Genomic DNA, 25446 nt, shown 5'->3' with positions numbered 1-25446 from the left:
TCCAGCCGGACGGCCCGAAGGAGTGCCTTGAAATCTGAGTTGATCATCCCGGCCAAAGACGCGTGGCAAATCGCCATGGGATTTATTCCGTACGCGGTGGTAAGTATTGTCCATGTGGGCGCACGTTTTGCCGACAACGAACTGCTTGCAGACCCCACCAAATTGTTCCTCATGCCATTGTTGATTGTGGCAGTCATCCTCGCAGCCCGGCGGTCCTTGGCGTCTGGGATGGAAAATGGAGGACCGGCAAGGGGCCAACTGGCCGCCAAAGGTCCATGGTTCTTGCTGCTGGCAGGGCTCTTCTTCTCATGGTTGGGCGACGGCGCGGGCGCCTTGTTCCCCTTTGCCCCCACGCTGCCCCTGATGCTGCTGTTCTTTGGCATCGCCCACCTTTGCTATATGCGACTCTTTTGGCGGCATCTGGCTGTCCGCACAGTATCTTGGTGGGCCCTGGCCTTTGCTGGCTGGTGGGTGGTCTTGCTGATCATCATGTGGCCGCGAGCTGAGGGACTCGCCATAGCGGTGGCCCTCTACGGGCTGGTTCTCGGCGGAACAGCTGCCCTATCGACTCGTTGCAATGTCCTCGTGCTATGGGGCGGAATCTTCTTCCTTGCCTCCGACACAATTCTGTCTTTTAGAATCTTTGCTCTCGAACTCATGCCGGACTGGACAAGCGGAATGGTCATGCTGACTTACACAATAGGTCAAGGATTGATCGCAGCGGGGGCCCTCGTAACGCTGTACCAGGCTAACTCTGAGCGTAAGCCTGTTCCCGTGACAGCTCGCTAACGCAATGGCCATGATTACCTCTTGGGCCTTCTTTTGAGGGACTTGGTGATGCGTTGCCCGGTGATGCGTTTCTTCAGCCACCTGGGGTATCTCGTGGGCCGGGTTTGGTCTTCCTGGGGTGGTTCATACGCTCCAGTCGGAGTGATCCAACCGACCCGCCCATCCTGAGTCAGTGTCGGTGTCCAACCACGCATCCGGATCCCTTCACGCTGTGGTTCCTTGAACCGGCGATACACACCGTGTTTATCCTTGTCATCCTTGAAGTGCTTGAGCCCATGATGCTTCCTACACGCCGGACGCGCGTTCTCCTGGGTAGTCTTCCCACCCCGTTCAAAGGGTACGAGATGATCGAACTCGGTATCCAGGATCGGATTCGAACAATTCGGGAAATAACAACTCCCCGCCATAGCCCGCAACACCTCCCGCTCCGCTTCTCGAAGCGTGTACCGCTCAGGATTCAACGGCAACATCTCCCCCGTCACCGGATCCGTGAAGACCCGCAGGAACGTCGAGGACCCAGACAACAGCTCCCTAGCAATATCGGCGGGGATCGGCCCGCCTCCAGGACCCACAAATTCACCCGGCTCATCGGTAAGGTTCAACAACCCCATCAACGGAACCGTGACCAACACGATCGCTTGCGGCAACGGCGGACCCGCCACCACACCACCAACCCGCAACCCTGCTAACTGATCCAAATACTCCTGCCCAGGATCCTCCACCACCCCATCAACAACCCCGTCCACATACCCAGACCCATCCCCCACCACCTCACCCACCAACAACACCACCCCATCCTCATCGACATCTTCATCGGCAGGCAGATCGCCAGTGGGTAGCTCGCCAGTGGGTGGTTCCTCGGGCAACCCGTCCAGGAGTTGACCGCACAGAAGCTCGGGCGGCTCGGGCTCATCGGATGGTGTGAGCGGTTCGGGTGGTGGTGGAGGTGGGTCAGCATCGGGGCTGGCCAGATTCGCGGCACCACACTCACTGGCAGGGTTGTTGTCCATCTCGGTACCGTCACCTGGGGTCGGAATCCGCCCGACAGCTTGCCCTGGGTCCCTGTGCGCCCACACAGGCTCTTCATCAATCAACCTCACCCCGCCAAAACCCACACCACCGGCACCCTGCCCAAAGGAGTCTTGACCACTAGAGCTTTGGCTGCCGGGGCTCTGACCAAAGGAGTCTTGCCTGCCGGTGTCTTGCCTGGCGCCGTTGTGCCTACCGCTGCGGAAGACGCTTCCACCCGCGGCGTTCGATGGCTTCGAAGTTCCCCCGGCAAAGGGATCCGATGTGAACGCACCAGTGGTGAAAGGACTGGGGCTGGGGTTAGTGGAGGGGTTGTTGGGGCCGGGGGTGCTGGTGGGGTTGGTGTAGCTATTACTCGGGAGGTCTTGGCCCATCAGTAACTGGGCCGCGATATCAACACGCAGCTGAGCCAGGGTCCGGTGCTCCAGCAAATCCTCACCGGCACCATCCTGGCCCCGGTGGGCGTGGTTAGCGGCGCGGTGTTCGCGGCGGGCGTCGTCCTTGATCGCTCTAGCGATCCTGGTACACCGGGTCATGATCGGTTCCGCCGCGACCGTCGGGAGATAAAACGTCATCCACGACATCCCATCCCGACCCGACTCACAACTCAACCTACGCTGAGCGAATGCTTTCTTCGTCCGGGCACTGATCGATCCCGGAAACAAAGACTCCCTAGCCCGGCGTGCTTTAGAAGCGAACCCGGCCGCCGTGGAACCGACAGCTAACACCAACAACCTCGCCTCAAACCCGGCCACATCCTCCCCAGTAACCCCCAAGGTTTCCTGCAAAGTCCCGATTTCATTGAGCACGATGCACGCATGCCTCCACGACAACACCCCAGAATCCAACGCCGCATACGTGTCCGGGTGGTGTCGTAAAAGATCAACACTGTGATGAGCCAACGCCGCGGCCGTGACCTCAGGAATCCGTAAAACCAACGCCATATTCGTCACCGCACTAGACTCCGCGATCCCTGACTGCCAAGGATCCAACTCCATCGCCACAGCCTCCACCGAGGCCGCACCCAGGATGCGATCCATCAACGCCGCCTTACACGCAGCCAACGCATCCTCCAAACCCTTCACCACCAACAACGCCGCGATCCCGGCGTCATACACACCCCGGGCCACGACCAACCGGGTCAACGGCTCAGGAACCGGCACCGGAAACGGAAAATGCCCCTCCAACCCCACCAAAGCAGGACTGTCAGAGCCAAAGGGTTCAATGGAAGGAAGAGTAATCCCAGCAAGCAGTGCAGCCACATCCTGTGTGGCTTCATCACCCCGGTCCCCGGGGAAACACTCCCGACTACTCATACAACAACACTACCGGCACCGTAACCACACCGCAATAGATATTAGAATAAATATTCTATTATCTAGTACGGGGACCAACCCCGGGGCCGGGTCTCGACAAGCTCGACCAACGGAGACGGCCCGGCTGACGGAGGCAAGCTCGACCAACGGGGACACGCACTACCAGCGGGAACCGAGCAAGGATCGTTGTTGTTCAGCTCAACGTCGAAGTCCATGCCTAAGGGATTCCGCGGTACGCATGACCGATCCCACTGCGCCCAAAAGCGCATTGCGTTCCCGAAAACCGTGCGGCATCATGGCCGTCCGGCCCATCAGCCTCGACATCGCTATGAGACGCTGTGTCTTTGCCCGGCGGGCGTGGTCGTAGGCGGCCAACCCTTCCGTCACCGAGGTGGCCTCGCCAAGGCAGCGCCCCAGCGTTACACCGTCGACCAGCGCCTCACAGGCACCGCGCCCCAAGAACGGCCCCATCGAGTGCGCGGCATCCCCCACCAAGACCACACGCCCGCTGACGTAGGACGGCATCCGCGGCAGCTCAAACAGTTCATGATGCAAGATGTCAGCTTCCTTGACGTGGCGCAACACCTCAGCCGGGCCAGTCCGCCAAGAACCGAAGAGGTCTCGCAAGTGTTGCAGGTGCGGCGGCTCGAACCGCCCACCCGCCTTGAGGCAGGCATACCAGTTAGTGGCGTCGGGTCCAGCGGGCGTGAGCCCGAACATTGCGCCGGGCGCCCACGTTTCTCCGTGACTGACGACGGCGCCTGCCACCGTCCCGCGCCACGCCACAACACCCAGGGACCGCGGGCTGGAAGATTCACCAAAGAGGGCCAACCTAGTCCTACTGAAGGTGCCATCGGCCCCAACTACAACATCCGAACCGGAGAAATCACCGGGATTGGCGACCTCGGCACCAAAGGTGACATCAACGCCGTCGGCCAGTATTTCCAATAGTCGAGGGCGGGCAATCATCAACAAATTGCTCCCGCCGGACATTGAGACAAGAGTTCGGCCCGCCGGCGTCCTCAGGCCAGTATCCGCAGACGCCTCCATGCGTGACCCACTGCGGCGCACCGCGTCACCAGCGCCAATAGCATCAAGGGCCTTCAGCGCCTCCGGCCACATACCAAGCGCGGTACCGGCCGCAGGCAGCGCAAGGGCGCTCTCCCGCACGTCGACCTTCCACCCCCGCATGGTGAGCGCCCGCGCGGTGGCCAGCCCCGCGATCCCGGCCCCTATGATCGTCACATTCCCCTTCATGCTTGTGAGCCTACGCTTTCGCAGCCTTGGCGGCGAAGGTAAATGCCGCCACATTTTCCGGGCTGCAAGATCATCGTCTTGCACACCGCTAGGGTTGTGCCATGACTCGTACCCCAACCTCCACCGAGACCGGCGTCCGCCAGTTCACCGTCGACGCGATCTTGTTCGATCTGGACGGGACCTTGATTGATTCGACGCCGGCAACGGAACGCGCATGGCGCACGTGGGGCGAGCGAATGGGATTGGCGAACTTTAGCTACGGGACGCACGGCGTTCCAGCCCAGGCTCTCGTGGAGCAGACCATTGAGCCCGCAAGGCAGGCCGAGGCGTTCGAACTGATCAAGGCCCTCGAGACGGCGGATACAGACGGCGTCGTCGCTAAGGACGGGGCCCTGGCCTTGTTGGCGTCGCTTCCGGACGAAACGTGGACGATTGTCACCTCCTGCACTCAAGGGCTGGCCGACGCGCGGATGGCCGCCTCGGGCGTATCCGGCCCGCACCACATGGTCACCGCTGATCAAGTGACCCACGGCAAGCCCCACCCGGAACCGTTCCTACTCGGCGCCAGCCGGCTGAAGGTAGATATTCGGAGCTGCCTTGTCGTCGAGGACGCGCCAGCAGGCCTGACGTCTGGACGGGCAGCCGGGGCGTTGACCCTCGCCGTGGCCGGAACTACCGTGGCTGGCGAGCTCGACGCCGATCACGTGGTCAAGAGCCTCGCGGACGTGAGCGCCATTGTGCTCCCCGACGGCCGGATCCAGATCACCTTGAGAGTCGCGTGAGGTTCGGGAGGCGGTAAATGGGCAACAAAAAACCGCTCAAACCCTGAGTTTCCTCAGTGTTTGAGCGGTTTTTTGTTCGGTCGGGCTGACAAGATTTGAACTTGCGACCCCTTGACCCCCAGTCAAGTGCGCTACCAAGCTGCGCTACAGCCCGAAATGTTCAAGCCCCGGAAAGTATCATCCGTGGCTGAACCACCTGAAAAAGTTTACATCATAAAATACCTGACCATTACCAATTCAGATGTGAGCCGCGTTACTTCTTGCGGCTACGCTTTTCACGCACGCGCATGCTGACCTCGATGGGCGTACCCTCGAAGCCAAATGTCTCGCGGAGACGGCGTGTGATGAAGCGGCGGTAGCCGGGATCAAGGAACCCGGTGGTGAACAGGACAAACTTCGGCGGACGGCTGGAAGCCTGGGTTCCGAAGAGAATACGGGGCTGCTTACCGCCACGCACGGGGTGCGGGTGCTCGGAGACCAGTTCACCAAGGAACGCGTTTAGGCGGCCCGTGGGGATGCGGCGGTCCCAGTTCTCAAGAGCCAGGTCCAGGGCAGGAACCAGCTTGTCCTTGTGCCAACCGGTCTTGGCGGAGATGTTTACGCGCGGGGCCCAGTTGACGTGGGCCAGATCGGTCTCGATTTCGCGTTCCAGGTACTTGCGACGCTCATCGTCCATCAAGTCCCACTTGTTGAACGCGAGCACCAGGGCCCGCCCGGATTCGATGGCCAGCTGCAAGATGCGAACATCCTGCTCGCTGAGGATCTCGTCAACGGCCATCAGGACAACGGCAACTTCTGCCTTTTCTAGGGCAGTCTGGGTACGCAGTGACGCATAGAAGTCTGCACCCTGTGCCATGTGCTGACGACGGCGGATACCGGCGGTGTCCACGAAGCGCCAGGTACGGTCGCCCAATTCGATGAGCTCATCGACAGGGTCACGCGTGGTGCCGGCAACATTGTCAACGACAACGCGCTCGGAGCCGGCCAGCTTGTTCAGCAGCGAGGACTTGCCCACGTTGGGACGCCCAAGCAGTGCAATGCGGCGCGGGCCACCTGTGCGCTCGATGCCTTCGACGGCGGAGAACTCGGGCAGAATTTCCATGACATGGTCAAGCATGTCGGCAACACCACGGCCGTGCACGGCCGAAACCGGAAGCGGTTCGCCCAAGCCAAGGCCCCACAGCATGGCGTTGTCGGCTTCCTGAACCAGGTCGTCAATCTTGTTACCAACCAAGATGACGGGCTTCTTGGACTTGCGGAGCATGCGCACAATGGCCTCATCAGAGGCGGTGATGCCTACGATGGCGTCCACTACGAGCAGCACAGCGTCAGCCATTTCCACGGCGATCTCGGCCTGCTCTGCAACGCGCAGGTCAAGTCCGCGGGCGTCGCGCTCCCAACCACCGGTGTCAACCAGTGTGAAATTGCGGCCGTTCCAGTCAGCTGTGTACTGAACACGGTCACGGGTAACACCCGGAGTGTCCTCGACAACAGCCTCGCGGCGGCCAAGGATACGGTTCACCAGGGTGGACTTGCCCACGTTGGGGCGTCCCACAATGGCAAGTACGGGGTCCTGGCGGAGGGCATCAAAGTCGGAGCCGTCGTCGAACCCGCCCGAAAGCAGTGCGGCGTCCTCGTCGTCGAGCTCGTAGTTGGCTAGGCCAGCAAGCAGGCCGGCCGCGCGCGCATCTGCGTCCTCGTCGGAGATGGCCGCCAACTTCTCGGCGATCTGGTCGGTACCCGTGGGTACGTATTCCGGGTGACCAGACTCACCGTCACCGAAGGGTGCGGTTGACTTGGGGTCGCTCATGGTTGCTGTCCTTTATGCTTTGAAGATAGGTGATCATCCGCAGGCAAATCCTGCCCTGTAGCGGCTTGCGATGCGGCAATGTGTGCCGCCAGCCGCAGGCGGATTTGTTCGGTTGCTCTGTCCATTGAAACACGCCCGGAAACTCCAGGCTCACGAGTGATTCTCAATGGTTCCCCAAACACTACGTGCAGTTTGCGACGTGGTGCTGGAATTTTATCGCGATGTTCCCCGTTGCGTCTTGTTCCCAAGACCGCAACAGGTACGACGGCGGCGGCTGAGTTAAGTGCCAGCCACGCCACTCCGCTGTTCATGGAGGCGGCGTCCCCGGCTCCCCTGGTGCCTTCCGGAAGAATACCAATGCAGTCTCCGCGATCAAGGACCGCCTTGGAATATTGCAGGGCCGCCCTGTCACCGTTTCGGTTGACGGGAATTTGCCCTGATGCGTGCAAAACCCGACCAAGTATGCCCTTGAACATATTGTGGCGGACCATGACATGCATGTACCTGTTACTCGCACCGACCATAACTGGACCGTCCAAGTAGCTCAGGTGGTTTGCGGCAAAAACCACGGGGCCAACTGCCGGGATATTTTCACGTCCCAGAACCGTGGTTTTGTACACCACATGGTCAATGAAGCGGCCCAGCGGACGGCTCCAACGGGTTTTCCACCGCGGCGGGGGCGCCGTCAGCACCCTCAGCGGCCGTTCGTCACCGCTCATGCAGGCGGACCCGCGTTGACTGCTTGGCGAACCACGGCGATGACGGCGTCAATGGTTTCCTCGAAGTCGAGATCCGAGGAATCAACGGTGTAGACACCATCGGCGGCGCGCTGGAAGTCAACCACTGTTGCATCCTTGGCGTCACGGGCCAGAACCTGCTCCGCCAACTGCTCGGCCGTTTGGGTACCGCCCAGCTGCAGGCCCCTGCGGCGCAGGCGAGCTTCCTCACTGGCCGTCAGGATGAGGCGCGCCTCTGCATCGGGTGCCACAACGGTGGTGATGTCCCGGCCCTCAACCACAATGCGGTGACCGTGTTCGGCGATGAGCGCCTTCTGGCGGCGCACCAATTCGGCGCGTGCCCCGAGGTTGGTGGCGACGGCGCTGACGGCCGCTGAAATCTTGGGCTCGCGGATGGCATCCGTGACGTTGATGCCGTTGACCTTGAAGAACTCAGTCTCCGGTACCATGCTTTGTTCCAGCTTGATGGTGCGTGCGGCGGCCTCAACGGCTCCGGCATTCGCCAAGGGAATCAAGGCGTTCAGGCAGTGCCAGGCCACGCTGCGGTACATGGCTCCGGTATCCAGGAATGCCAGGCCAAGGCGTTGGGCAACAGCCTTGCTGACACTTGACTTGCCCGAACCCGATGGACCGTCCACGGCAATCACCAAGGACTTGCCTTGGCGAATCTGCTGCACAGTTACATCTGCATTGCTCACTGAATTACCTTCCAACCACGTGCCGTCAATTCCTCCACCAGCAGCACACGCCGTGAAGGCAGCACCGAAAGTTCAACCATGCCAACCTGCACTCCGGCGGAGTGATCCAGCCGCAGGTCTTCAAGGTTCACGCCAATCTCACCGATTTCGGTCAGTAGGCGTGCAATCTGGCCCGGCTTGTCATCGACAAGCACCGTGAGCCATGAATACTGCTGCGCGGGACCACCGTGTTTACCGGGAATCCTGCTCTGCCCGGCGTTGCCCTCAGCCATGAGCTGGGCCAGATCCAGGCGCGCGCCTGGGGCCGTGGGAGCGCTGAGCGTGTTGATCAACCGGTCAAGATCGGTCCGCACGCCCTTCATAATCTCCAAAAGCTGCGGGGCATTCGCTCCCAAAATCTGCACCCACAGCGAGGGATCGCTAGCTGCAATCCGGGTAACATCGCGCAGGCCATTGCCGGAAAGCGACAGCGCATGCGCCGGCGTTTCCTGCAGGCGGCTGGCCACCAGTGACGACATGACCTGCGGCAGGTGCGAGACCAGGGCCACGGCGCCGTCGTGCTCGTCAGGGGTGAAACGGAACACCACGGCGTTGAGATCTATCGCCAAGGAATGCGCAACCTTGATCGCATGCGCAGAACTCGCCTCCGACGGGCACAGCACCCACGGCATGGAATTAAACAATTCCCCGCGCGCGGCCACCGGACCGGAACGCTCGCGCCCGGCCATGGGGTGCGTGCCAACATAGCGGGACAAAACCAACGCATCCATACCGTCCAGGGCTGTTAGCTCGGCAAGTATCGAAGCCTTGACGCTGGCAATATCAACCACGACGGCGGACGGGTACCGTGTGAGGGCCCCGGCCACCACCTGCGCGGTGACATCCGGCGGCGCGGCAACAACAACCAGCTCGGGAACCAGGTTTTCGGCAGGGTCAAAGGCGCGACCGGCGCCAATGTCCACCGCAACGGCCTGAGCCGAGGGCGAGGGGTCGCTGAGAACTACATCAATGCCACGGGCGCGAAGCCCGAGACCGATGCTGGCCCCCAGCAGACCGCTGCCAAGAACCAGCACCGGACCTAACAGGTGCGAAGGATTCATCCGGTGCTTACATCCCTACGTCTGCGAGCAGGTAACCAACCTCGTGGCGACCCAGAAGTCGGACACTGCCCTGGCGCTGATCGCCCAAGGCGATGGGGCCAAACTTCACACGAACGAGGCGCTCTACCGGGTAGCCGACAGCGTCGAACATACGGCGCACGATGCGGTTCTTACCGGAGTGCAAAACAACCTCGGCCAGAACGTGACCCGGGGTGGAGTCAACGAGGCGGAAGGAGTCAACCTTCTGCCAACCATCCTCAAGCTCCACGCCGTCCTTGAGCTGGGCACCAACACCGTGGGCCATCGGGCCGCGGACCTGGACCAGGTAGGTCTTCGGGATCTCGTACTTGGGGTGGCTCAAGCGGTTGGCGAGCTCGCCGTCGTTCGTCAAAATCAACAAACCCTCGGTGCCCGTGTCCAAACGGCCAACGTGGAACAGGCGCTCACCCGTCTGGCGCTTCTTCAGGAAGTCGCTGATGCACGGGCGGCCTTCGGGATCATCCATGGTGGAGACAACACCCTTGGGCTTGTTGAACACCATGTAGACCATTTGATCGTTGGTCTGGATGGTCATGCCATCAACCACGATCTCAACGTTTTCCGGGTCAACACGCAGACCGAGCTGGTTCACGGTGACGCCGTCAACCTGAACGCGACCTTCGAGGATCATGTCCTCGCACAGGCGTCGGGAAGCAACGCCAGCCATGGCCATGACCTTCTGCAGGCGCACGCCCTCGGCATTGTGAATATCAATGTCGTCAGTGGTGCGCGACGGGCGACGGTTCTGCTCCGTGGGGCGGTTCTTCGACGGGCCGACGGTGCGGCCGTACTGCTCGTTCTTGAACGGGCGGGCACCGGTCTGGCTTGGCTTGCGGGCACCGGGCTTGTTGAATGACTTCTTGGGGCCGCCCAGCTTGGGCGCACCGGACTTGTAACCTTCGGCGCTGGCCGCTTTGGCCCTGTCGGCATTGTAACCTGCGGCGCGCAAAGCGCCCTGGCTTAGGCCGTCATCGCCCTGGTTCTTCCGAGGCGCGCCGGACTTGAAGCCGCCGGACTTGGGTGCGCCGGACTTGAAGCCGCCTGACTTCGGCGCTCCCGACTTGAATCCACCAGTGCGGGGTGCGCCGGCGCGGGAATTGCCACCACGCGGCTGGTACTGTCCGGAAGAGCTTCCGGAGCGGGGTGACGGTGTCATAAGTTTGTCCTTAAAGTGCTAAATATTGTGGTCATGCTAAAAGTGTGAATCGTCAAAATCTTGGAGGTTTTCAAGACCGGGCAGGTGCGGTGCAATTTGCGGCAACTCGTCGACGCTGCCCATTCCCAACCGTTCCAAAAAATACGCCGTGGTCCGGTACAGGAATGCCCCGGACACCGGATCGGTGCCCACTTCCTCAATCAGCCCGCGCTGCGCCAACGTCCTCACCACGGAATCGACGTTCACACCACGAATGGCGGAAACTCGAGCTCGTGATACCGGTTGGCGGTAAGCTATTACCGCCAAGGTCTCCAAGGCCGCTTGCGTGAGCCGGGCCGTCTGGCCGTCCACAACAAATGCTGACACTATCTCGGCGTAGGCTGCGCGTGAATAAACACGCCATCCTCCGGCTAGTTGCCGAAGTTCAAAGCCGCGGACCGGTACAGTGCCACCTCCCCTAGTATAGCCGTCGTACTCCCTTGCCAGTTCGTGCAATAGCTCACGTACCGTGGATGTGGGCAAGCCCACCACAAGGGCCAACTGTTCCTCGGCCACCGGTTCATCGACCACCATCAGGACCGCTTCAAGTGCGGCCTTGACGCTGTGTCGGGATTCGAGGAGCTCTTCACTTGCCGCCGAGGCGTTCATTGGTCCGTCGGCAAGCGTCGCTTCATCGCTCATGATCGCTCCCATTCCCTGCGTCTGAGTTGCCTGCATCGGAGTTGTCGGCGTCTAGGTTGTCGGCGTCGAAATCGCTGCCTGTTGCCGGCGCGTTTTCCAAACCGGCACTCCAGCGCACCAACAATTCGCCCAGCGGGTTCGCCTGGTCGAAGGCCACCATCTGATCCCGGAACAACTCCAGCAAGGCCAGGAATCGCGCAATGATCATCATGGAGGAATCGGCATCGGCGCTCAGGACCGCGAAGGACAACGGGCGGGCACTCCACGTGGCCAGGGCTGGATCATCCTTGGCCGGCATTCCCTCGGTGAGCATGGCCATGATGATGCCAGCCTGCTCCCTGACACTGACGGCCGGGACGTGTAGATGTGCCAGACCAACCTCGGTGCTCGCCGCTTCCTTGGGCTCCATGGCCCGGGCGGCCAGCTCGGCAAATTGCTGGGGCGTGTGCCGCCATACCAGCTCCGGCAGGAGCGCCGCGAAGTGCGGCTCCAATCCAACCTGGCGCGGGAAACGCCTCGCTTCACGGTCCAGTTCACCGCCCATGAGGGTGGCAACTTCCTTGAAAGCCTTGTATTGCAGAAGCCGGGCGAACAAGAGGTCACGGGCCTCCAGAAGGGCCAGGTCGTCGTCGTTCTCCACTTCCCCTTCGGGAAGTAGACGGGCGGCCTTGAGGTCCAAAAGGGTTGCAGCCAGGACTAGAAATTCACTGGCTTCATCCAGGGCCCACTCTTGCCCCAGATCCTGCAGGGCCTTCAGATAGCTGATGAATTCGTCGGTCACTGTGGCGATGGCCACGTCCGTGATGTCCATCTCATGCTTGGAAATCAAGCCTAAAAGCAGGTCGAAGGGGCCGGTGAAGTTATCCAGCCGCACCTCAAAGCGCTGCTTACCTGAAGTCTCGGCGCCAAGTGCCTCCGAGCTTTCAGTGGGTGTTTCTGCCGCGATCCCCGCGACCTCTGTTGTTGAATTCAAGTTAGGGCGAGCCGCCTCGGGCGATCAGTTCCTTAGCCAGTCGGCGGTAGGAATCCGCACCTGGGTGGTTGCCCGCGTAGGACGTGATGGGCTCGGCGGCCACAGACGCGTCGGCGAACTTGATGGTGCGCTTGATGACCGTCTCGAAGACCTTGTCGCCAAAGGCTTCGACAAGGCGGGCCAGAACTTCGCGGCCGTGGAGGGTGCGGGCGTCGTACATGGTGGCCAGCACGCCGTCGACCTGCAGGCCGGGATTCAGGCGGTCCTGCACCTTTTCGATGGTCTCTACAAGAAGAGCTACCGCACGCAGTGCAAAGAATTCGCAGATCAGCGGAATGATGACACCGTGGGCTGCGGTCAATGCGTTGACGGTCAACAGGCCAAGGGAGGGCTGGCAGTCGATGAGAACAACATCGTAGTCATCCTCAACCTTGCGCAGCGCACTGGCCAGGACCTGCTCGCGGGCAACCTCATTGACCAGCTGGACTTCGGCGGCCGAAAGGTCAATGTTGGCCGGGAGAATGTCAATGTTCTCAACGTCCGTGTGAATGATGGCGTCGCGGATGTCCACTTTACGGTCCATCAGCACGTTATATACGGTGATGTCGAGTTCGTGGGGGTTGGTACCCAGACCGGCGGAGAGTGCTCCCTGCGGATCAAAATCAACCAACAGCACCTTGCGCCCGGCTTCTGCCAGCGCAGCGCCAAGGTTAATGGTGGAGGTAGTCTTGCCGACGCCGCCCTTTTGGTTGACCATCGCAATGACGCGGGCCGGACCGTGGGAGGTGAGGACTGGTGGTTCGGGGAATTCCGTCAAGGGACGCCCCGTAGGGCCCATTACATCCTCGCCGGCAAGTGCCGTTGCACCCTGCTCGTTGCTCACCTGTCAGTCCACACTTTCGCTGCTTAATAATTCTGCGCTGCCAATGACTAGGTTACCGGTTGCCGGGTGCAAGTTTTGAACATTTGGCGCCGATGGGTTTTGAGCCTTGACCCTCAAGCTGAAGCTGAACGTTGCCTGTGGCCCTGCTCAGGGAGCCCGAACGGAGGCCAGGCGAGCCTATACTTCGTTAGTGATGAGCAAAGCTAACAGCACCCCCAACAATCCCCCTCGCCGTTCACCACAGAGTCCATCCCAGGAAGCACAAGGCTCACGCAAGGATGTAGTGCGTGCCGAGAAGCTGCAGGCAGGATACTCCGGCGAGGCAGTGTGCGGCGTTGTCAGTTTCAGCCTCCATGCTTCGCAGGCACTGGCTCTGGTCGGCCCCAACGGTGCCGGCAAGTCAACCGTGGTCAAGACCCTGGTGGGTCAACTCGAGGCAGTCTCCGGGACCACGTTGATCAACGGCGCTGAGGTGGACGATAGAACCCTGGACTTCCGCCGCGAGGTTGCTGTTGTTTTTGATGATGACGCCTTCTTCCCCTCCTTGACGGTCGAAGAGCATTTGGCGATTGTCGCGGCTGGACACGGTGTTGACGACGTGGAGGAAATCATCGCCTCCGAGCTGGAGTTCTTCGGCCTGACGGAACAGGCGAAGTCACGGCCCTACAACCTCTCGTCAGGGCAACGACGCCGGATGCTGCTGGCCGCGGCCTTTGTGCGTCCGCGCTCGCTCTTGGTCCTTGACGAGCCCGAACAGCGTTTGGATACGGCCATGCGGCACCGGCTGGCGACCCGGTTGAGGGAAGAAGTCGATGCCGGACTGGCTCTCCTTGTTGTCACCCACGACCCGGCCTTCCTATCCACAGTAGCTACCAAGGCCATCTTCATTTCCGACACCATTCACGCCATGACGCCAACCCAGGCTGCGACAGCCATCGCCTCCGAGAACCCGCACGCGGACTGATCCATGAGCGTGCAATCAAAAGAGCGCTTCAGCGCCAAGGAAATCCGCCAATATACGTTCCGGGCCGGCCTGAGCCGCACCGAGGGCGGCCTCATGGAACTCGTTTCAGAGGTCTACACCTCTCTTCTGGGTGGCCTCACGCTGCTGACCATGGCGGGGGCCCTCATCATGGCGCTGCGCCACAGCCTCGGAGTCGGTGACGAATCGGCGTTGGCGGCATCCGCCGTCGCAGCCGGTTTTCACTCCGTCACTCTGCTGCAGGCCGGCGCCACGGTACTGCTCACGCTCGCGGCAGCCCTGTTATCCGTCGAGATGACCATGGGCCCCATCGCCATGAGCCTTCCGCAAACCGCATGGTGGCTTGGACTGCCGGTGCGGCGCAGGGGCTTCATCCAGCCGGGGTTCCTGAAATCCCTACTGTGGCCGACCATTGCGGCCATCATTGTGGTGCTTCCGCTGTCTCTAGGTATGGCCGATCACCCAACGCCTGGCCGGATTGCCCTGGCCGCATTGTGCGGGGCCGCTCTGGCGTGGTTGCTGTACGGCATTGCGTCCTGGTGCCAGGTCACCGGTCAGGGCGCTTGGTTGAAGAGGGTTATGGGCGCCATCACTCTTGTGGCCCCATTGACCCTTGTCGCTACCGCCCTGTACAACAACGTGGCCGGACGTCAGGCTGTTACGGCCAATCAGACCGCGTGGATGGAATACCTTCCCACCAGCTGGCCTTTCTTAGTGGCCGACGGCGCACTGTGGCCCCTGCTGGTCGTGGCCCTTGCGCTGGGGTTGCTCGGGCTGGTTTATGCAAACCTTGAGCGGATCACCACGGCCCAGCTCAAGGCCAGCGCGGCGGCAGGTGCCTACGCGGCGAGTTCACTGCTCTCCATGGACGCCACGGAGCTTTCGCGATCCTTGAGCACGGGCCCCTCGCTGGGGAAGAGCAAGGCCAGGCTGAAGCTCATCTTTACGGGCGGCACCGCCCATGCGCGGAGCGTTAAGACGCTCATCAGCACCCACGCCACGATGACACTACGCTCCCCCGCCACCTTGCTGCGGGTTCTTGTTCTGGCCGCCATCCCGGCATCGCTAGCATCGGTGGAATTCCTTGGCAACGCCATCCTGATCGCCGTGGCGTTGTACCTGTGCGCCAACTTCGCGTCAACTGCGCTCGGTGCAACGGCACGCTTCTCGGCAGGCAACCCGGCCGTCGACACCTTGATGCCACTGCCAGCCAAGACCGTGCGATTGGTGCACTACGCCATCCCTGCGGTGGCCATGACACTCTGGGCACCAATCTGCATGGGACTGCTGCTGGCACTTGGCGTTGGTTCACCGGCCCTGCTGGTCCTGGCAACACTTGCCGGGCCGGGTCTTGGCGCGGCCACCTTGCGTGCGGCATTCAAGCCAGCTCCCGATTGGAACATGCCTGCCGTGGCCGCACCCATGGGCCCGGTCCCCACCGGCGCCATCAGGTCATTTCTGATTGGCCCCGATCTGACGCTCATTGTGTTGCTACCCGTAGTTATTTGCCTGATCTCCGGCGGTGTTCCAGCTATTGCCTTCCCGGCCCAGCTGACGCTGACCTGGCTAGCATTCCTGTGGGGAACACACCTGCGCAAGACCAAGTCGGCCAAGGACGGTGGCCTGTTCGGCACGCCGGCGGCCGCCCCCGCAACCTCCACAAAGTAGCTCAATCGCCCTGTCCTGGACGTAGTCCCTCCACCCCGGGCAGGGAAAGTGAATCCATTAAGCAGCTCCTGCGGGTGCGCGCAGGGAAAGCAAATCTGTTAAGCAGCTCACGCGGGTGTTCGGCTCCGGAGCCCGCAGGAGCTGCTTAAACAAATAGCGGGTGGCCATCCTCCAAGAGGACGGCCACCCGCTTTTGACTCAGAAAGCTACACCGTGACCGGAACGCGGTTCCCTGCGGCAGCTGCTTCGTCTCCACCCTCGAAGCCGGCGGCCGGCGCGGAGCCGTGGTCGTCGTCGTTCAGGGTCAGTTCATCGAAGGGATCCTTGCCGGAAAGAACGGCGTGGGCTTTGTCCATGTCGAGCTCATGCGTCCACTTGCCAATCAACAGGGTTGCTACGGCATTGCCCGTGAAGTTGGTGAGTGCGCGGCACTCGGACATGAACTTGTCGATGCCCACAATCACGCCCATGCCATCGAGCAGGACCGGCTTGTGTGCGGCGAGACCGGCGGCCAAGGTGGCCAATCCGGCACCCGTGACACCGGCTGCACCCTTGGAAGCGATGACCATGAAGACCAGCAGGCCAATCTGCTCGCCCAGGTTCATGGGCAGACCCATGGCGGTGGAGATGAACAGGGCGCTCATGGTCAGGTAGATGGCGGTGCCGTCGAGGTTGAACGAGTAGCCGGTGGGGACCGTAATGCCGACAACGGGCTTGGAAACGCCGGCGTGCTCCATCTTGGCCATGAGGCGGGGCAATGCGGATTCGGAGGACGAGGTTGCGAAGATCAGCAGGTACTCGCGAGCCAGGTAGCGCATCAAGGCGAAGATGTTCAGGCCGGTGACAAGGCGCAGGATGGATCCGAGGATGACCACGATGAAGAGCGCACATGTCAGGTAGAACGCACCCATGAGGATGGCCATGGAGCCGATCGCGGCCCATCCGGTGGCACCAACCACGGCGGCGATGGCACCAAAGGCACCCAAGGGAGCGAGCCACATGATCATCATCATCAGCTTGAAAACAACCTTCTGGATGTTACGGACCGCGTTGAGCACCGGCTCGCCGGCCTTGCCCATGGACTGCAAGGCAAAGCCAACCATCAAAGCAAGGACCAACGTGGGCAAGACCGGAATGTCGCCCGGGATCATTTCCATGAGGAACTTCACGGTGGAGTTCACTTCGGCGCCACCTGAGGCCTCATACGGCTTGAGGTGCAGGCCGGCGCCGGGGTGAATAATGTTACCGACAACGAGGCCGATTCCCAGTGCAACGGTGGACATCACCATGAAGTACAGCAGCGCCAGGCCACCGACCTTGCCGACAGTGGCCGCTTTGGCGATGGAGCCAACACCAATGACCAGTGTGCAGAAAATGATGGGCGCAATGACCATCTTGATCAGTGAGATGAACATGGTGCCGATGGGCTTAAGTGATTTGCCGACCTCGGGGGCCAGCAGGCCGATCGCCGCTCCGAGAACGACCGCCGCAATGACGGCAATGTACAGCCAATGGGTCTTGTCCAACCCGCGTCGCGCCGGCTTTGCAGTGCTGACTGTCCCTCGTCCTTGAGAGCTCATGGTGACTCCTTGTGATACTGGTGATTAGCATTGGTAGGTGGGGCGTGCGATCCGCCTCACACAAGATTGCCCCGCAACGTGACTTATCTCACTGTTGTGTTCATATTGGTCGCACGAAAGGTGAAACATGTTTTGGCGTGGCTGGAGCATTGCCCGAAGGTTGCTTGTCGCCAACCTGCTTTTTGTGGTGCTTCTGACCAGTGGCCTGACCGCCATCATGGTGGCCGACGCCGGTTCCCGCACCTATGAGCAAACCCGTCAGCGCATGCTCTCGGTCGCCACGGCGATTGCCGATTCACCCATGGTGGTGGCTGCTGCGTCCGACCAAAACCCGACTACCAGCTTGCAGCCCTATGCCAAGGCGGTCATGCGTGACGCTAGGGTCGACTTCATCACCATCATGGACGCGCAAGGCCTCCGCTGGACTCATCCGGATCCGGAAGAGATCGGCAAGCCTTATGTGGGCTCCACGGCCCAGGCCAAAGCCGGTGAGACGTTTTTTGAGACCACCAGCGGGACCCTTGGACCCTCGGCGCGCGTCATAGTGCCGATCAAGAATTCTGCTGGCGAGGTGCTGGGCATGGTGGCCGCCGGCGTGACGGTCAGCAATGTCCAGGTCCTCGTTGCGGCCCGCATCCCGGAGGTTTTGGGACTGGCAGCCGCCCTTTTGCTGGCAGGTTCATTGGCGGCCTGGGCACTAGGTCGCTACCTCAAGCGCGTCACCTTCGGTTGGGGTCCCGAGGAATTGGGACAGCTCTTCGCCTACTACGAATCGGTGCTCCATTCCGTCCGGGAGGGCCTGGTGCTGGTGGACCCCCGCGGCACCATGCTCCTCTACAACGATCACGCTGCACTGCTGCTAGGCATGGCAGCGACAAGCTCGACGGCGGCACGTTCGACGGCGGCCGGCACCGCGCCGTCGTTGGCGTCCCTGAACCTGCCCGAGTCCCTTACGGAACTTCTACGCACGGGACGCACCGCCACGGATGAGGTCCATCTCGCCGGCGATCGCCTGCTGGTGGTCAGCCAGCGCCCCGCCCTGGCGCCAGGCAGCAATAACATTGCCGGAACCGTGGTGACATTGCGCGACCACACCGAACTGACGGCGCTGGCCGGCAGCCTCAGCAGCACCCAGACACTGGTGGAAGCACTGCGCTCCCAAACACACGAGCACGCAAACCGGCTGCACGCCATTATTTCCCTGATGGAACTGGGCCGCTCAAGCGAGGCCCTGGCCTTTGCCACCTCGGAACATTCGGAGAACGTGCGGCTCGGCGGGGAATTTGTTGACACCCTCGATGAGCCATTCCTGGCCGCCTTACTCATGGGGAAACATGCTCAGGCCGATGAACGTGGCGTAGCCCTTGAACTGACGGCATCTGGCACATTGCCGCCGGCCACGCTGGACATCCGCGAGCTGGTGACGCTGCTGGGCAACTTGGTGGATAACGCCATTGAGGCGACGGCCGGCCACTCCCCCGGCCCCACCGTGTGGGTTGACCTGCTCGTGGCCGACGGCACCCTGACCATTACAGTTGCCGACAACGGCCCGGGATTGCCCACCACCGACCTTGACGTGTTGGGACGGATCGGAACCACCGGCAAGACCTCCGTTGCCCCCGGCGGACGCGGATACGGCATTGCCCTTATCCGCCGGGCAACCGCAGCCCTCGGTGGCACCATCACAGGCGAGAACGACGGCGGCGCCGTCATGACCGCCGTCGTGCCTCTCGGCAGGCTTTCTGAAACTGATTCTGAAAAAAGAGGTAATCAATGATCGTGCCCACACCCATACGGGTACTCGTGGTGGACGATGAACCCATCGCACTGGCCGCCCACGCCGACTATGTTCGGCGATTGGATGGCTTTGTCGTCGTAGCCGAGGCGAACGGCATGGGGGCCGCATTGGCCGCGTTCAATGATCCGGCAGTCCCTTCAATTCAGCTGGTTCTGTTGGACATGAACCTTACCGACGGTCACGGCTTGGACCTGCTGCGGCGCATTCACGGGCTGGGGCTGGTGCCGGACGTCATCGCCATCACGGCCGTGCGTGAGGTTCACGTGGTGCGCTCCGCCATAGCGTTGGGCATTACCGCGTACCTCATCAAGCCGTTCACTTTTGCGGCATTTCGGGACAAGCTGGAGAACTATCGCAGTTTCCACAATGTCCTAGCCGACAGGTCGCAAACGTCACAGGACGCGATTGACCGAGCGATGTCACAGCTGCGCCCTTCAGGAAAGTTGACGCTGCCCAAGGGCATGCTTCCCGAGACGCTCGGCGTCGTGGTGGACTGGCTACGGACCCAGGACCATGCGGCGTCAGCGACCGAAGCCGCAGCGGGGCTTGCGATGTCTCGGGTCACGGCCCGCCGGTACCTCGACCATCTGGTCGAGACCGGCACGGCAAGCAAGGCCCCACGGCACGGCTCACCCGGCCGTCCGGAACTTGAGTACAGCTGGTCTCACGCACCGAGGCGGCCCTGAGATTCCAAATCGTCCTAAGGGTGCGAAAGAAACACTAACCCCGAAATGAATATTTCGCTAATTACGAAACATTAACTTGACGTAAAGGTAAGCCTAAGTAAGGTTAGGCTGTGCTTGGTTATTGCCGGGTATTACCGAACGCAAGGATTCCCCTCTTGACATCGCTGCACACAATAAACGACCCATCAATCACTGAACTCTCCTTTGGATCCGGCGTAGAGGAGGCCCTGGCCGCCAGCAATTACCTGTTCAATTCGGCTAATTCCGCCCGCTATGTCGCCGATGTCCTGCAGGGCGTGAACTTGGTGGCGACCACCGTGTCCCGCACCACGCGCCCCTTCACCGGGGCCACCCCAGCCGAGCTCTCCGCTTTGGTTGAAGCCGTCGATCTGGATCAACCGTTGGAAGATACCGCCGCGGCTTTGACTGAGCTCGAATCGTTGTACCTCAAGGACGCCATCTACTTCCACGACACCAAGTACGCGGCCCACCTGAACTGTCCCGTGGTGATCCCCGCACTGGTGGGCGAGGCGGTGTTGTCGGCCGTGAATTCATCCCTAGACACGTGGGATCAGAGTGCCGGCGCAACCATGATCGAGCGCCGTCTGATCGACTGGACAACCGAGCGGCTTGGCCTGGGCCCGGACAGCGACGGCGTGTTCACAAGTGGCGGCACCCAGTCCAATCTTCAGGCCATGCTGATCGCACGGAACCACGCAGTGGCATGCCTACGCCTTGATCCTGCCAACGCAGGGCTGCGCCTGCCAGCTCTGCTGGAGCGGCTTCGCATCTTCACCTCCGGTGCCAGCCATTTCAGCATCCGCAAGTCGGCGTCAATGCTGGGACTGGGATATGACGCCGTCGTCGACATTGAGTGCGATGCAAGCCGCCGCATGGACCCGGCGGCGCTGGCCCGGGAACTGGCCGTTTGCCAGGCCGAAGGATTGATTCCGCTAGCCGTCGTTGCCACGGCCGGAACCACCGATTTCGGAAGCATCGACCCCCTTCGTGAGGTGGCGGCCCTCAGCCGGGCGTACGGCAGCTGGTTCCATGTTGATGCCGCTTATGGCGGAGGGCTCATTACCTCCTCCCGATATCGGCACCTCTTGGACGGGATTGGCTTGGCCGACTCCGTCACGATTGACTACCACAAGACGTTTTTCCAGCCCATCAGCTCCAGCGCCTTACTGGTCCGTCAGCGCGCCAATCTTGGTCATGTCACGTACTACGCCGACTACCTCAACCCGGAAAGCGCGGCCAAGGCCAATGTTCCCAATCAGGTTGACAAGAGCATCCAAACCACGCGGCGCTTTGATGCGCTCAAACTTTGGCTAACCTTGCGCACCATGGGGGCCAATGGTGTGGGTGCCCTCTTCGATGAGGTGATTGATCTGGCCGCAAGCGCAGGCGAGGCGCTGGATGCGCACCCGGACTTTGAGTTGGCCGTCAGTCCTACGCTGAGCACGCTGGTCTTCCGCTACAAGCCGGCCGGTATCTCCGAGGCCGACGCCGACGCGCTGAACCCGCTGATCCGCTCAGCCGTTTTCGCGTCCGGGGAGGCGGTGGTGGCAGGAACCAAGGTGGACGGCCACCACTTCTTGAAGTTCACCCTCCTCAACGCCGGAACGACGTTGGAAGATTTGCAACAGATCATCGAGCTGCTGCGTCACACCGGCGAGTCCCTGCGCAGCGCCGGAACCACCGCAGGAGGCGCAGCATGAGCACCGAAAAATCCAATTCGGGAACCACGGAGTCCCATCGCATTTACGACATTGCCGGGATCGGCGTCGGGCCCTTCAACTTGGGCTTGGCCGCCCTCGCCGCACCAGTAGAGGGCCTGGACGCCGTGTTTTTGGAGCAACGTAGCGGATTCGACTGGCACCCGGGCATGATGCTGGAATCGGCGCATCTGCAGGTGCCCTTCATGGCCGATCTCGTCACCCTGGCAGACCCGACATCGCCCTATTCGTTCCTGAATTACCTCAAAAAGACCGGCCGGCTCTACCCGTTCTATATTCGTGAGACGTTTTACCCGCTACGGGCCGAATACAACCAGTATTGCCAGTGGGTCGCCGCTCAGCTTCCCAACGTTCGCTTTGGCGTCACCGTTCAGCAGATCACCTTCACCGACGGCGTCTATGAACTGCACTCCACCGGTCCAGCCGGGCCGGAGGTAGTCAGGGCGAGACATCTGGTGCTCGGCACGGGCACCTCACCCCACATCCCTGCCGCCAGCGCCGAGCTACTCACAGACGGAGGGCTGGTGCTGCACAACTGCGACTATTTGGCCCGGCGCGACGAACTAGTGCGTCAGCCCAGCATCACCATTGTGGGTAGCGGGCAAAGCGCAGCCGAGATCTACTACGACCTGCTGGGTGAGATCGATGTCCACGGCTACCAGCTGAATTGGGTAACCCGTTCAGGGCGGTTCTTCCCGCTCGAATACAGCAAGTTGACCCTGGAAATGACCTCGCCGGAATATGTGGACTACTTCCATGCCCTGCCGGCGCAGACCCGGGACAAGTTGAACGCCAGCCAGAAGAACCTTTACAAGGGCATCGACGCGGAATTGATCAATGCCATTCACGAAATGCTGTACACCAAGGGAGTGACCGGCCCGGTCCGCACGTCCCTGCTGACGCACGCCGCCCTCTCCGGAGGTGCCTACGATCCTGTCAATGGCACGCACCGGCTGGACTTCACGCACCAGGAACTAGACGAGAACTTCAGCTTCGAGAGCGCCGCTTTGGTCCTGGCCACGGGCTACACCTACCGAGAACCGATCTTCCTTACCGGCATTTCCGGGCGGATTCGCCGCGACGCGGCCGGGCGTTTCGATGTCGGACGAAACTACGGCATCGGCGCAGCGGCCGAGGACATCTTTGTCCAAAATGCCGAACTCCACACCCACGGCTTCGTCACCCCGGATCTAGGCATGGCTGCTTACCGCAATTCCTGCATCATCAGGGAAATCACCGGCCGGGAGGTCTACCCGGTGGAGCGCAGCATCGCCTTCCAACACTTTGGTGTGCCGCAACGAACAGCGGTGCCAGCATGAGGTTCAAATTCCGGCCGGTGGATCCCGCCGCTGACGCCGCACTACTGCACTCCTGGGTGAGCCAGGACTACGCACGCTTCTGGGGAATGCAGTCCACGACCCTGGCCGAGGTGCGCGCAGAATACGAAAAGATTCAGGGCTCAGGCCACCACACGGCCATCCTAGGGCTGGAGGACGAGAATCCCGTGTTCCTCATGGAACGCTACGACCCCACCCGGTCGCCTCTCCATGGGCTCTATGAGGCAGAGGTTGGCGACATTGGCATGCACCTGCTCGTGGCTCCCCCGCTTCAGCCCCGGCAGGGATTCACCACGGCAGTTATGTCCGCCGTGCTTGAGCGGCTCTTCGCCGATCCCGCAGTGAAGCGCGTGGTGGTGGAACCAGACGCGGCCAACCACAAGATCCACAGCCTCAATGCCCGCCTCGGCTTTGAGAAACATGCCTTGCTTCGACTGCCGGACAAGGACGCGTGGCTGAGCCTGTGCACCCGAGAAAATTTCCATGACGCCGCGTTCCTGTTGGCAACCCAGATCGCTTCCGGAGGAGCCACCCAATGACTGAAACACTGACTGCCACACTGATTGAGGCCAGCCATGCTGGCCAGACCGTAGCCCATCTAACTCCCGAGGGCTGGGCCATAGCCAATCGACACGTTCTCCGAAAAGCGTTGTCGGAGTTCGCCCACGAACGGCTGCTCACCCCGATTCCGACAGGCAAGAATAGCTACCGGCTGGCCAGCGACGACGGCGTGATCCAGTACCGCTTCACGGCCCGGCTGCTCCAGCTGGATCACTGGGCCATCGACGGCGCATCCATCCACCGGACCCGGTGCAGCGATGGCACCGCGCCACCACAAGGGCTTCCCCTGGACGTCCTTGACTTCATCTCCGAGTTCCGCGGCACCTTGGGAATCCGCCCGGAGCTACTCCCCCTCTACCTCGAGGAGATCAGCAGCACCCTTGCCAGCCACGCATTCAAACAGCTGGCTGACCACCCGCATTCGGCCGAGCTGGCCAAGGGAGTCAGCGCCGGCGTCACCCCGGCGGCCGACTTCCAGATGATTGAAATGGCCATGACCGAGGGGCACCCATGTTTTGTGGCCAACAACGGCCGGATGGGCTTCGGCAGCACCGACTACCGCGCCTTCGCACCGGAGGCAGGTGCCCCGGTGCAGCTCCAGTGGCTTGCCGTCCACAGATCCAAGGCCGTGTTCTCCGCCAGTGAGGGGCTCGATTACCACGCTCATCTCGAGACCGAGCTCGGTGCCACCGCACTCGCCGGCTTTGACGCTGAGCTGACAGAGTTCGGCCTGAACCCTCAGGACTACCTGCTGATGCCGGTTCATCCTTGGCAGTGGGAGAACAAACTCGCCGTCACCTTTGCCGCCGAAATCGCCCTGCGCCACCTCGTCCCGCTGGGGCGTGGCAGCGACCGCTATCAGGCCCAGCAATCCATCAGAACGTTTTTCAACACGACCGCGCCGGAACGCTGCTACGTCAAGACGGCTTTGTCCGTGCTGAACATGGGCTTCATGCGGGGGCTGTCCCCGCAGTACATGAAGGCCACCCCGGCCATCAACGACTGGCTGTTCACCCTGATCGGGGCGGATGCGACCTTGCAACACCATGGCTTGGCCATGCTCAAGGAGAAGGCCGCCCTGGGTTACCACAACGCTTATTTCGAGGCGGCCTCCGTGAAAGGTTCGCCCTACCGGCAGATGCTCTCCGCACTGTGGCGGGAAAGCCCGCTGCCGCTCCTGCGCCCCGGGCAGCAACTGGCGACCATGGCCTCGCTGCTGCATGTTGACAGTGCCGGTGTCCCTTTCGCCGCGGAACTGATCCGCCGCTCCGGCTTGGGTGCGACGGAATGGCTCCGCAGGTACCTGCATGCTTATCTCGTGCCCGTCGTGCACTGCCTGTTCCGCTACGAGCTCGCCTTCATGCCGCACGGGGAAAACGTCATCCTCGTATTGGAGCACGGCGTGCCCGTGCGGACCATCATGAAGGACATCGGCGAGGAGATCGCCCTCATGGGCGACGGCGTCGAAGTCCCCGCCGAGGTGTCCCGGATCAAGGTGGCCATTCCGGAGGGCGAAAGGGTCTTAGCCGTTTTCACCGACGTCTTTGACTGCATCTTCCGTTTCCTGGCGACCATACTCGTGGAGGATGGCGCGCTCAGCGAAGACGAATTCTGGGGCACGGTGGCCGCCGTCGTGCATGGCTACCAAGGAGACCATCCGGAATTGGCCGAGGCGTTTGCCCGGCATGACCTCTTTGCCGACGAATTCGACCTCTCGTGCCTGAACCGGCTGCAGTTGCGCAACAACAAGAACATGCTTGATCTGGACGACCCGTCCGGCGGGCTTCAGATGGCCGGCAAGCTTGCTAACCCGTTGGCGGCTTTCCGGTAACACCCGCCGCACCC

Annotated in this window: 21 protein-coding genes and 1 tRNA gene; 10 read left to right on the top strand and 12 right to left on the bottom strand. The window is 61.6% G+C overall.

Translation table 11 applies throughout. The features are described 5' to 3' along the window. Positions 1-27: 27 nt before the first annotated feature. Positions 28-789 carry a lysoplasmalogenase family protein gene (locus ACP7B9_RS13735; RefSeq protein WP_425864240.1) on the top strand — a complete coding sequence of 254 codons (762 nt, stop codon included), beginning with the start codon at positions 28-30 and terminating at the stop codon, positions 787-789. A gap of 14 nt (positions 790-803) precedes the next feature. Here the strand turns inward: ACP7B9_RS13735 and ACP7B9_RS13730 are convergent, their stop codons facing one another. After that, the gene (locus tag ACP7B9_RS13730; protein ID WP_425864239.1) at positions 804-3134 is read right to left on the bottom strand and encodes an HNH endonuclease; all 2331 of its coding nucleotides are present in this window, start codon (positions 3132-3134) and stop codon (positions 804-806) included. A gap of 198 nt (positions 3135-3332) precedes the next feature. Then, the gene (locus ACP7B9_RS13725; protein ID WP_425864238.1) at positions 3333-4391 is read right to left on the bottom strand and encodes an FAD-dependent oxidoreductase; all 1059 of its coding nucleotides are present in this window, start codon (positions 4389-4391) and stop codon (positions 3333-3335) included. A gap of 101 nt (positions 4392-4492) precedes the next feature. On the opposite strand from ACP7B9_RS13725, the gene ACP7B9_RS13720 reads away from it, so the two are divergent. After that, positions 4493-5173 (top strand): HAD-IA family hydrolase, encoded by a 681-nt coding sequence (locus ACP7B9_RS13720; protein WP_425864237.1) that lies wholly within the window; start codon positions 4493-4495, stop codon positions 5171-5173. 80 nt (positions 5174-5253) lie between these two features. Here ACP7B9_RS13720 and ACP7B9_RS13715 read toward each other — a convergent pair. The 9 genes from ACP7B9_RS13715 to ACP7B9_RS13675 all read right to left on the bottom strand — a co-directional run bounded on the left by ACP7B9_RS13715 (position 5254) and on the right by ACP7B9_RS13675 (position 13250). Continuing rightward, positions 5254-5327: transfer RNA gene (locus ACP7B9_RS13715), tRNA-Pro, on the bottom strand. Between the two features lie 99 nt (positions 5328-5426). Beyond that, on the bottom strand, positions 5427-6983 hold the full coding sequence (gene der, locus ACP7B9_RS13710) for a ribosome biogenesis GTPase Der (protein WP_425864236.1): 1557 nt from the start codon (positions 6981-6983) through the stop codon (positions 5427-5429). After that, positions 6980-7702: a lysophospholipid acyltransferase family protein gene (locus tag ACP7B9_RS13705; protein ID WP_425864235.1), complete on the bottom strand. Its 723-nt coding sequence runs from the start codon at positions 7700-7702 to the stop codon at positions 6980-6982. The genes der and ACP7B9_RS13705 overlap by 4 nt, the downstream gene beginning before the upstream one ends. Beyond that, positions 7699-8418, bottom strand: coding sequence for a (d)CMP kinase (gene cmk / locus ACP7B9_RS13700; RefSeq protein ID WP_425864234.1), 720 nt, complete (start codon positions 8416-8418; stop codon positions 7699-7701). The genes ACP7B9_RS13705 and cmk overlap by 4 nt, the downstream gene beginning before the upstream one ends. Beyond that, positions 8415-9518, bottom strand: a complete 1104-nt coding sequence (locus ACP7B9_RS13695; RefSeq protein ID WP_425864232.1) for a prephenate dehydrogenase — start codon at positions 9516-9518, stop codon at positions 8415-8417. The genes cmk and ACP7B9_RS13695 overlap by 4 nt, the downstream gene beginning before the upstream one ends. 7 nt (positions 9519-9525) lie before the next feature. Further along, positions 9526-10713, bottom strand: a complete 1188-nt coding sequence (locus ACP7B9_RS13690) for a pseudouridine synthase (RefSeq protein WP_425864230.1) — start codon at positions 10711-10713, stop codon at positions 9526-9528. 36 nt (positions 10714-10749) lie between these two features. Then, a complete protein-coding gene (gene scpB, locus ACP7B9_RS13685) occupies positions 10750-11394 on the bottom strand; it encodes an SMC-Scp complex subunit ScpB (RefSeq protein ID WP_425864228.1) in 645 nt (214 codons plus the stop codon). Next, complete coding sequence (locus ACP7B9_RS13680) at positions 11384-12340, bottom strand: segregation and condensation protein A (protein ID WP_425864423.1); 957 nt, start codon at positions 12338-12340, stop codon at positions 11384-11386. The genes scpB and ACP7B9_RS13680 overlap by 11 nt, the downstream gene beginning before the upstream one ends. A gap of 28 nt (positions 12341-12368) precedes the next feature. Beyond that, positions 12369-13250: a ParA family protein gene (locus ACP7B9_RS13675; RefSeq protein WP_425864226.1), complete on the bottom strand. Its 882-nt coding sequence runs from the start codon at positions 13248-13250 to the stop codon at positions 12369-12371. A gap of 193 nt (positions 13251-13443) precedes the next feature. Here ACP7B9_RS13675 and ACP7B9_RS13670 point away from each other — a divergent pair, with 193 nt between their 5' ends. Beyond that, complete coding sequence (locus ACP7B9_RS13670) at positions 13444-14214, top strand: ABC transporter ATP-binding protein (protein WP_425864224.1); 771 nt, start codon at positions 13444-13446, stop codon at positions 14212-14214. A 3-nt stretch (positions 14215-14217) separates the two neighbouring features. Continuing rightward, positions 14218-15900 carry a DUF6297 family protein gene (locus ACP7B9_RS13665; RefSeq protein WP_425864222.1) on the top strand — a complete coding sequence of 561 codons (1683 nt, stop codon included), beginning with the start codon at positions 14218-14220 and terminating at the stop codon, positions 15898-15900. A 206-nt stretch (positions 15901-16106) separates the two neighbouring features. Here ACP7B9_RS13665 and ACP7B9_RS13660 read toward each other — a convergent pair whose 3' ends face one another. Next, positions 16107-17480, bottom strand: a complete 1374-nt coding sequence (locus ACP7B9_RS13660) for a cation:dicarboxylate symporter family transporter (protein ID WP_425864220.1) — start codon at positions 17478-17480, stop codon at positions 16107-16109. Between the two features lie 127 nt (positions 17481-17607). On the opposite strand from ACP7B9_RS13660, the gene ACP7B9_RS13655 reads away from it, so the two are divergent. The 6 genes from ACP7B9_RS13655 (at position 17608) to ACP7B9_RS13630 (ending at position 25432) form a co-directional block, all read left to right on the top strand. After that, positions 17608-19257, top strand: coding sequence for a sensor histidine kinase (locus ACP7B9_RS13655; RefSeq protein ID WP_425864218.1), 1650 nt, complete (start codon positions 17608-17610; stop codon positions 19255-19257). A gap of 2 nt (positions 19258-19259) precedes the next feature. Further along, positions 19260-19964 carry a response regulator gene (locus tag ACP7B9_RS13650; protein ID WP_425864216.1) on the top strand — a complete coding sequence of 235 codons (705 nt, stop codon included), beginning with the start codon at positions 19260-19262 and terminating at the stop codon, positions 19962-19964. Between the two features lie 155 nt (positions 19965-20119). Next, positions 20120-21685, top strand: coding sequence for a pyridoxal phosphate-dependent decarboxylase family protein (locus ACP7B9_RS13645; protein WP_425864214.1), 1566 nt, complete (start codon positions 20120-20122; stop codon positions 21683-21685). Continuing rightward, positions 21682-23022 carry a lysine N(6)-hydroxylase/L-ornithine N(5)-oxygenase family protein gene (locus tag ACP7B9_RS13640; RefSeq protein WP_425864212.1) on the top strand — a complete coding sequence of 447 codons (1341 nt, stop codon included), beginning with the start codon at positions 21682-21684 and terminating at the stop codon, positions 23020-23022. The genes ACP7B9_RS13645 and ACP7B9_RS13640 overlap by 4 nt, the downstream gene beginning before the upstream one ends. Then, the gene (locus ACP7B9_RS13635; protein WP_425864210.1) at positions 23019-23579 is read left to right on the top strand and encodes a GNAT family N-acetyltransferase; all 561 of its coding nucleotides are present in this window, start codon (positions 23019-23021) and stop codon (positions 23577-23579) included. The genes ACP7B9_RS13640 and ACP7B9_RS13635 overlap by 4 nt, the downstream gene beginning before the upstream one ends. After that, positions 23576-25432, top strand: coding sequence for an IucA/IucC family protein (locus ACP7B9_RS13630; protein ID WP_425864208.1), 1857 nt, complete (start codon positions 23576-23578; stop codon positions 25430-25432). Before ACP7B9_RS13635 ends, ACP7B9_RS13630 begins: the two co-directional genes overlap by 4 nt. Positions 25433-25446: the final 14 nt, after the last annotated feature.

The sequence above is a fragment of the Arthrobacter sp. TWP1-1 genome, assembly GCF_049897845.1.
Taxonomy (GTDB): domain Bacteria; phylum Actinomycetota; class Actinomycetes; order Actinomycetales; family Micrococcaceae; genus Specibacter.
Note: the sequence above shows the minus strand (reverse complement) of the source record. Positions and strands in the feature narration are given on the sequence as shown.

Excerpts from the sequence above, each read along its gene's own strand:
- ACP7B9_RS13660 (WP_425864220.1), bottom strand. The coding sequence starts at position 17,480 with ATGAGCTCTCAAGGACGAGGGACAGTCAGCACTGCAAAGCCGGCGCGA.
- ACP7B9_RS13725 (WP_425864238.1), bottom strand. The coding sequence starts at position 4,391 with ATGAAGGGGAATGTGACGATCATAGGGGCCGGGATCGCGGGGCTGGCC.
- ACP7B9_RS13720 (WP_425864237.1), top strand. The coding sequence starts at position 4,493 with ATGACTCGTACCCCAACCTCCACCGAGACCGGCGTCCGCCAGTTCACC.
- ACP7B9_RS13635 (WP_425864210.1), top strand. The coding sequence starts at position 23,019 with ATGAGGTTCAAATTCCGGCCGGTGGATCCCGCCGCTGACGCCGCACTA.
- der (WP_425864236.1), bottom strand. The coding sequence starts at position 6,983 with ATGAGCGACCCCAAGTCAACCGCACCCTTCGGTGACGGTGAGTCTGGT.
- ACP7B9_RS13730 (WP_425864239.1), bottom strand. The coding sequence starts at position 3,134 with ATGAGTAGTCGGGAGTGTTTCCCCGGGGACCGGGGTGATGAAGCCACA.
- scpB (WP_425864228.1), bottom strand. The coding sequence starts at position 11,394 with ATGAGCGATGAAGCGACGCTTGCCGACGGACCAATGAACGCCTCGGCG.
- ACP7B9_RS13655 (WP_425864218.1), top strand. The coding sequence starts at position 17,608 with ATGTTTTGGCGTGGCTGGAGCATTGCCCGAAGGTTGCTTGTCGCCAAC.
- ACP7B9_RS13690 (WP_425864230.1), bottom strand. The coding sequence starts at position 10,713 with ATGACACCGTCACCCCGCTCCGGAAGCTCTTCCGGACAGTACCAGCCG.
- ACP7B9_RS13695 (WP_425864232.1), bottom strand. The coding sequence starts at position 9,518 with ATGAATCCTTCGCACCTGTTAGGTCCGGTGCTGGTTCTTGGCAGCGGT.
- ACP7B9_RS13640 (WP_425864212.1), top strand. The coding sequence starts at position 21,682 with ATGAGCACCGAAAAATCCAATTCGGGAACCACGGAGTCCCATCGCATT.
- ACP7B9_RS13705 (WP_425864235.1), bottom strand. The coding sequence starts at position 7,702 with ATGAGCGGTGACGAACGGCCGCTGAGGGTGCTGACGGCGCCCCCGCCG.
- ACP7B9_RS13665 (WP_425864222.1), top strand. The coding sequence starts at position 14,218 with ATGAGCGTGCAATCAAAAGAGCGCTTCAGCGCCAAGGAAATCCGCCAA.
- ACP7B9_RS13670 (WP_425864224.1), top strand. The coding sequence starts at position 13,444 with ATGAGCAAAGCTAACAGCACCCCCAACAATCCCCCTCGCCGTTCACCA.
- ACP7B9_RS13630 (WP_425864208.1), top strand. The coding sequence starts at position 23,576 with ATGACTGAAACACTGACTGCCACACTGATTGAGGCCAGCCATGCTGGC.